This window comes from Escherichia albertii NBRC 107761 = DSM 17582 (assembly GCF_000759775.1).
GTDB lineage: Bacteria > Pseudomonadota > Gammaproteobacteria > Enterobacterales > Enterobacteriaceae > Escherichia > Escherichia albertii.
In genome coordinates, this window is record NZ_BBMY01000044.1 from 25,044 (window position 1) to 31,454 (window position 6,411).

Annotated in this window: 8 protein-coding genes and 1 pseudogene; 8 read left to right on the forward strand and 1 reads right to left on the reverse strand. The window is 53.4% G+C overall.

What is annotated here, in order from left to right:
• Window positions 1-28: 28 nt before the first annotated feature.
• Complete coding sequence (rph, locus tag EA14781_RS10155; protein WP_001247086.1) at window positions 29-745, reverse strand: ribonuclease PH; 717 nt, start codon at window positions 743-745, stop codon at window positions 29-31.
• A gap of 126 nt (window positions 746-871) precedes the next feature.
• Here rph and EA14781_RS10160 point away from each other — a divergent pair, with 126 nt between their 5' ends.
• The 8 genes and pseudogenes from EA14781_RS10160 to EA14781_RS10195 all read left to right on the forward strand — a co-directional run.
• The gene (locus EA14781_RS10160; protein WP_000621325.1) at window positions 872-1,735 is read left to right on the forward strand and encodes a YicC/YloC family endoribonuclease; all 864 of its coding nucleotides are present in this window, start codon (window positions 872-874) and stop codon (window positions 1,733-1,735) included.
• A 187-nt stretch (window positions 1,736-1,922) separates the two neighbouring features.
• Window positions 1,923-3,194, forward strand: coding sequence for a tyrosine-type recombinase/integrase (locus tag EA14781_RS10165; protein ID WP_001029632.1), 1,272 nt, complete (start codon window positions 1,923-1,925; stop codon window positions 3,192-3,194).
• A gap of 95 nt (window positions 3,195-3,289) precedes the next feature.
• Entirely contained in the window at window positions 3,290-4,243 is a 954-nt protein-coding gene (locus EA14781_RS10170) for a hypothetical protein (RefSeq protein WP_000273179.1), read from the forward strand.
• 169 nt (window positions 4,244-4,412) lie between these two features.
• Window positions 4,413-4,619, forward strand: coding sequence for a helix-turn-helix transcriptional regulator (locus tag EA14781_RS10175; protein ID WP_000380339.1), 207 nt, complete (start codon window positions 4,413-4,415; stop codon window positions 4,617-4,619).
• A 96-nt stretch (window positions 4,620-4,715) separates the two neighbouring features.
• The gene (locus EA14781_RS23130) at window positions 4,716-5,246 is read left to right on the forward strand and encodes a host cell division inhibitor Icd-like protein (protein ID WP_071585946.1); all 531 of its coding nucleotides are present in this window, start codon (window positions 4,716-4,718) and stop codon (window positions 5,244-5,246) included.
• Entirely contained in the window at window positions 5,239-5,535 is a 297-nt protein-coding gene (locus EA14781_RS10185; RefSeq protein ID WP_001204000.1) for a hypothetical protein, read from the forward strand. The genes EA14781_RS23130 and EA14781_RS10185 overlap by 8 nt, the downstream gene beginning before the upstream one ends.
• A complete protein-coding gene (locus tag EA14781_RS10190; protein ID WP_001205473.1) occupies window positions 5,528-5,842 on the forward strand; it encodes a hypothetical protein in 315 nt (104 codons plus the stop codon). Before EA14781_RS10185 ends, EA14781_RS10190 begins: the two co-directional genes overlap by 8 nt.
• A pseudogene (locus EA14781_RS10195) lies at window positions 5,835-6,411 on the forward strand (toprim domain-containing protein); the annotation flags it as partial. The gene EA14781_RS10190 and the pseudogene EA14781_RS10195, both read left to right, overlap by 8 nt.

Genomic DNA, 6,411 nt, shown 5'->3' on the forward strand with positions numbered 1-6,411 from the left:
AAAGGCGACTCATCAGTCGCCTTAAAAATCAGTTTGCCAGCGCCGCCTTCTGCGTCGCTACAATGGATTCGATTCCCCCTCGGGCCAGCGCCAACAAGGTGAGTAGCTCTTCATGGGTGAACGGCTCGCCTTCTGCCGTCCCCTGCACTTCAATGATGCGCCCGTCTTCGGTCATCACCACGTTCATGTCTGTTTCAGCGGCTGAGTCTTCAACGTATTCCAGATCGCAAATCGCTTCGCCGTTCACAATCCCGACAGAAACCGCAGCCACCATCCCTTTCATCGGATTGGTTTTCAGCTTGCCATTCTCAACCAGTTTATTCAGCGCATCTGCCAGTGCGACACATGCGCCAGTAATCGACGCGGTGCGCGTGCCGCCATCCGCCTGCAACACGTCGCAGTCCAGCGTAATGGTGAATTCACCAAGCGCTTTCAAATCCACCGCAGCACGCAATGCCCGGGCAATCAGACGCTGGATTTCCATTGTGCGTCCGCCCTGCTTGCCTTTCGCTGCTTCACGGGCGTTGCGAGTGTGCGTGGAACGCGGCAGCATACCGTATTCGGCGGTGATCCAGCCCTGCCCCTGACCTTTCAGGAAACGAGGCACGCCTTCTTCAATAGAGGCAGTACACAGCACTTTCGTATCGCCAAATTCGACCAGCACCGAGCCTTCTGCATGTTTTGTATAGTTACGAGTCAAGGTAACGGGACGCACCTGATTATTGCTACGGCCTGCTGGACGCATATTGAAATCTCCGGCTTGAAACAAATGTGGCTGCGCATTATACGGACTTCCGGCGGTTATTCCTATCCTGACAAGACATCGATGGCTATAATCCTTCCACCTCTCCTTTCAAAAACAGGAACGTCTATGATCCGCAGTATGACCGCCTACGCCCGGCGTGAAATCAAGGGTGAATGGGGGAGCGCAACATGGGAAATGCGCTCGGTAAACCAGCGTTATCTGGAAACTTACTTTCGTCTGCCGGAGCAGTTCCGTAGCCTTGAACCTGTCGTTCGCGAGCGTATTCGCTCTCGTCTGACACGAGGGAAAGTGGAATGTACTTTGCGCTATGAGCCAGATGTCAGCGCGCAAGGTGAGCTGATTCTCAACGAAAAACTGGCAAAACAGCTGGTAACCGCCGCGAACTGGGTAAAAATGCAGAGTGACGAAGGGGAAATCAACCCGGTTGATATTCTCCGCTGGCCGGGTGTAATGGCCGCCCAGGAACAGGATCTCGACGCCATCGCCGCCGAAATTCTCGCTGCGCTGGACGGCGCCCTGGACGACTTTATCGTCGCCCGTGAAACCGAAGGTCAGGCGCTAAAAGCGTTAATCGAGCAGCGCCTGGAGGGCGTCACTGCCGAAGTGGCTAAGGTCCGTGCCCATATGCCTGAAATTCTGCAATGGCAGCGTGAACGCCTGGTCGCGAAACTGGAAGATGCCCAGGTACAGTTGGAGAACAACCGTCTGGAACAGGAGCTGGTTCTGCTGGCGCAGCGTATTGACGTTGCCGAAGAGCTGGACCGGCTGGAAGCGCATGTCAAAGAGACCTACAACATTCTGAAGAAGAAAGAAGCGGTTGGCCGCCGCCTGGACTTTATGATGCAGGAGTTCAACCGCGAGTCGAACACTCTGGCCTCGAAGTCTATCAATGCCGAAGTAACAAACTCCGCCATTGAGCTGAAGGTGTTGATCGAGCAAATGCGCGAACAGATCCAGAACGTGGAATAACCCCCAGCCAACTCCGAGGCACTCCACATAAAAACAGCAAAGCCCCATTTTATGGGGCTTTTTTACTGTAATGCACTCCGATATACTCCAAAGCAATCCAGCAAAAACCGTGTACATACACGTGTACATACGGAGTTTATGGACACATGTTTATGTACACACCCCCATTCAATATTCAGGTGGAGTTATGGCAAAGGCGAAGTTAACGGATATTCAGATAAGGGCGTGGATAAAGGCCGGGGAACGCTTTGATGCCCGCGCCGATGGTAACGGCCTGTATTTGTGCTTCCCTGAAAAATATAACGCCCCATTCTGGCGCTATCGTTACCGGATGGCCGGAAAACAACGTGCTATGCACATCGGCTCATATTCCGACCTGTCACTAAGTAAAGCCCGTACCACCGTCAAAGAACTGGCCGCCCGTGTTGCGCTGGGTCATGACGTGGCCGGAGAAAAGCAGGCCCGAAAAGCGGCGGCACTGGCACGGATTGAGGAAGAAAGAAACGCCCTTCGCGTGTCAGAACTGGCAGCCGAATACTACGAACGGCAAATACTACCCCGCTGGAAACATCCCGATATTCTCCGCCGCCGCATAGACAAAGATATCAACCCTCAGATTGGCAGCCTGAAAGTCGAAGACGTTAAACCGCGCCATATTGACGCAATGCTACAGCGCATTATTGACCGTGGAGCGCCAACAGTCGCCAATGATGTTTTGCGATGGACTAAACGGATATTCGACTACGCCATCAAACGCCACGCACTGGAAACAAACCCCGCCGCTGCTTTTGAGTTATCAGATGCTGGTGGGGCTGAAAAAAGCCGCGACCGATGGCTAACACGTGATGAACTCATTCGTTTTTTTCAGGCCATGCGCACAGCTAAAGGATTCAGCCGTGAGAATGAACTCACCATGAAACTGATACTTTGCCTTTGCTGCCGAAAAATGGAGTTGTGCGCCGCACAGTGGGATGAATTTGATTTAGATAATGCTGTATGGCGACTCCCCGCCGAACGGGCTAAAAACGGGGATGCTATTGATATCCCACTACCACCACCAGCGGTGGCATGGTTGCGTGAATTACACAGCATTTCAGGCGGTAGCCGCTGGGTGCTTCCAGCCCGCAAAATGCAACAGCGCATGATTCCACACATACAGGAAAGCACCCTGCCCGTTGCGCTGGCTAAGGTTCGCCGGGATATGCCTGGTGTGCCGGGTTTTACCGTTCACGATTTCCGACGCACGGCCAGAACTCACCTTGCCGCGCTTGGGGTAGACCCTGTAGTGGCGGAACGCTGCCTGAACCACCGAATTAAAGGCGTTGAGGGTATCTATAACCGCCATCAGTATTTCAATGAACGCCGCCACGCTCTTGAATTATGGGCCGACCTGCTGGTGGCTCTGGAACAGGGGGATGAATACAACGTAACCCCCATCACAAAAGTGATTGCAAAATAAAAACATACCGGGGATAGCGCGACGGCGCGAAAAGCGGGAAACCTTACCGCCTGCCCCGGTTTATTTTTAAGGTAGCGTCAAAGGTAACGTAAACCATGTATGAAAACACATACCCTATTGATACAGCCGCCAGCATACTGGGGTGTACTCAAAAAAAAATACTGACTGAATGGGCTAAAGGGACAATAAAAATCGCACTTGATTTCGGCCCGGAAAGTTCCATAAACCACCAAAGCTACACGGATTACGACAAGTGGGGATATCCGGCCAAGCCGTGGAACATTGCCAGTATTTCAGCGCCAGCAACAAACGATTATTTCCCACCTGAATTACTACAACCGGAAGAAGGGGAGAAACTCAAGCTTTTCCCCAATGACAACGAACCTGAATCAATATTGATTTGGAAAAATGTTTACCATCAATACTCACAATCCGGGTTCTACTTTGACAGCAACCATAGTGACGCGCAGGTACATGACGGGAAACTTATGGTTGTATCAGATGTTCTCCTGTATGGCTTATGGACTGTACCTTACGCCGAGTTCTCGCGCGTTCACGCACAGGACACATTCACATTAAAGCCATACACAAACAACCCATCACTATCTAAAGTTACAGCAACCTTTACACCACGTGGCGGCTCACGCCGGATAAACGCCCCTGAAAAAAAGAATTTGCGCATTACCGATTCAGAAATGATGGTCATGCAAAAAATACTTGCACAAAGGCCCGGCCACCAGCGCACAGAACAACCGACAGATGACAGGAATCAGGAAAAGCAGGATATACACGGCGGTGTGGAGCGATTCGCGCTGGAACGTGAAAAGGTTCTCGCGGCTGCCCTGTACGTGGCGTATCACTTCCCGAAAGATGTTGGCAAGACGCTTAAATCACATGCCGAAGCCATAGAAAAACACGGTTATCTGTTCTGGGATGGCAATCCCACCCCAACACCTGACGCGGGACGAATAGCAAAAATATTATCTGATGCCAGACGCTTGCCTAATGAATGGAAAATTTTGGGCGGAAACGCAAAAGCAAAAAGATAATCTTTCAATGAAATTGAAAGCATAAAAGCGTTTTTTAAATACAAATGCCAGCATTTTAAAGAAACCGCAAACACTCATAAAAATGGCGACTAAATTTAGTCGCCTTTACTTTTTCTCGCCTTGCGTATAGCCTCCATTCAGCACCAAAACACTGTAAGAGGCTTTAATCATGGATACCTTACCCAAATCCGGCTATATGCGCCCGGCACAGGTGATAAACCATTTTCAGATTAGCGAATCGACGCTATGGAACTGGGTTAAAAAAGGTAAATTCCCCAGCCCGGATAAGCTGGGCGATGGCGTAAGCCGCTTTGATGTTTCCGCTATCCGCCAGTGGCTCGCTGACCGCAAAGGCACAACCAGCACGCGCAATTAACCCCGTCAGAGAATTTTAATCATGAAAATGCCAGAAAGGCCCGTAACAGGGCCGGGGCGTTCTCACGCCCAAAACAACCACCACATGCCCCACAGGATGGGCGTCAACCGCAAATATTGCTTGCCTGCCATCGCTGGTGGGCGTTATATTTCCCCCGCTGGTGTAAATCCACCAGCCGGGCGTAGGAACCCGTTTAATCAGTACAAGGCGACACAGACGCGCCCAGCGTCTTTTTTTGTGTCATGCCATCGCGCAACCATACCCAGCGGCAAGGCCCGCACTGTATCTATGGTGGCGCTGGTGGGGCAGCCGAAAGGCTGGCCGGTTTCCTTGTACGCCGGTATTCCTACCCCCGCCAGCGTCACCGCCCCTTATGAGTGTAGGAACTCAGGCGGTGACTCCTTAAACCAGTACAAGGAGGCTGCCAGAATGGCTACGACCCCAACCCCGTTACACACTGAATTTACCTTTCACTTTCTGGCCGTTCGCCGTTCCGACCTGAACGACCGCCCACACCGCGAATCCGTCAACGCACCCGATGAAACAACCGCCCGCCGTATGCTGGCGCGTGATTTTGTGTTGCTGTTTGCTGGCCGCGTTCCGTCTCAGGGGGTGCGCCATGCGTGATTGTCTGCGTGAGTCAATGAAAGCCGCCATGAGCAGTATGCCGGACGAAGAAAGCCGCTGGAGTCTGCGCGTTGATGCCGACTGGCACAGAGTGAATTTACTGGCGGGGATTGCCTTTGTTGGTAAGGCGCTGGAGGAAAGCCAGTTACGCGAAAACCCCATCACCTATTCCAGAGACGAGATCTGCCAGTTAGCCGGATTTCTACAGACAGCCCCTGCCCTCATTGGCTGTATGGCCGAACTGATGGAGTGTTACGACCAGCAGGCCGGGGAGGTAAGCCATGCGTGATATGTATAACACCCGGATACCTGAACTACTGGTTGCGGCCATCAAAAACGCAGACGCACAGGAAGCCCGCGCCCTGTTTGACGATGCGGATTACTGCGCCCGCAAACTGCTTGAAGGGCTGATTAGCACTGGCCGCCTGCTTTCCGGCATGGGCGACAATCTCGACCCCAGCATGGGCGAACTACGCAGCCTGGGCGATTCCATCGCTGTTACGGCTGAACTTGTGGCCGGATTCAGTGAGGTTGTGGAGGCGTATAACTGGCGCTGCCGCACCGGGGAAATCAGGGAGGGCGGGCAACATGCGTGACATAGCCACGATTAACGCAATCCGCAGCGTTGCCGCAGTGGCGGCACAACATGCGGAAATCCTCGTTCCCGAATGGCTGCCCGAAGGTAAACGGCAGGCCGCTGAATGGGTGTGTCGTAACCCCACACGTGCAGACCGTCACGCGGGCAGTTTTTCCGTCTCGCTGGTGGACGGATGCTGGCACGACTTCGCCACCGGGGACAGCGGCGGCGACCTTGTGGCGCTGGGGGCTTATTTGTGGAATGTGCGGCAGACTGATGCCGCCCGTATTGTGGCGGACAGGCTGGGGCTGTGCCTGCCCGCGCTGGGTAAACCTGATGTAATGACCCGCGAACAACGGGAGGCGCAACGGGTGCGGGTACAGGCCGCAGAACAGGAGGCGGCCAGACTCCGCCAGCGGGAACAGCAACAGCGCCACCAGCGCCAGAAACTGACCGCCTGCCGGGCCTTTGAGTTGCTTGGCCGGGCGGAGGTGGCAAACCCTTCTCATCCCTATCTCATGAAAAAACGGCTACAGCCCGGCAATCTGTATCAGTCAGGTAATGATTTGCTTGTCCCGCTGTACAACG

Coding starts and splice junctions, on each gene's coding strand:
- EA14781_RS10160 (WP_000621325.1), top strand. CDS start 872: ATGATCCGCAGTATGACCGCCTACGCCCGGCGTGAAATCAAGGGTGAA.
- rph (WP_001247086.1), bottom strand. CDS start 745: ATGCGTCCAGCAGGCCGTAGCAATAATCAGGTGCGTCCCGTTACCTTG.
- EA14781_RS10170 (WP_000273179.1), top strand. CDS start 3,290: ATGTATGAAAACACATACCCTATTGATACAGCCGCCAGCATACTGGGG.
- EA14781_RS10165 (WP_001029632.1), top strand. CDS start 1,923: ATGGCAAAGGCGAAGTTAACGGATATTCAGATAAGGGCGTGGATAAAG.
- EA14781_RS10190 (WP_001205473.1), top strand. CDS start 5,528: ATGCGTGATATGTATAACACCCGGATACCTGAACTACTGGTTGCGGCC.
- EA14781_RS23130 (WP_071585946.1), top strand. CDS start 4,716: ATGGGCGTCAACCGCAAATATTGCTTGCCTGCCATCGCTGGTGGGCGT.
- EA14781_RS10185 (WP_001204000.1), top strand. CDS start 5,239: ATGCGTGATTGTCTGCGTGAGTCAATGAAAGCCGCCATGAGCAGTATG.
- EA14781_RS10175 (WP_000380339.1), top strand. CDS start 4,413: ATGGATACCTTACCCAAATCCGGCTATATGCGCCCGGCACAGGTGATA.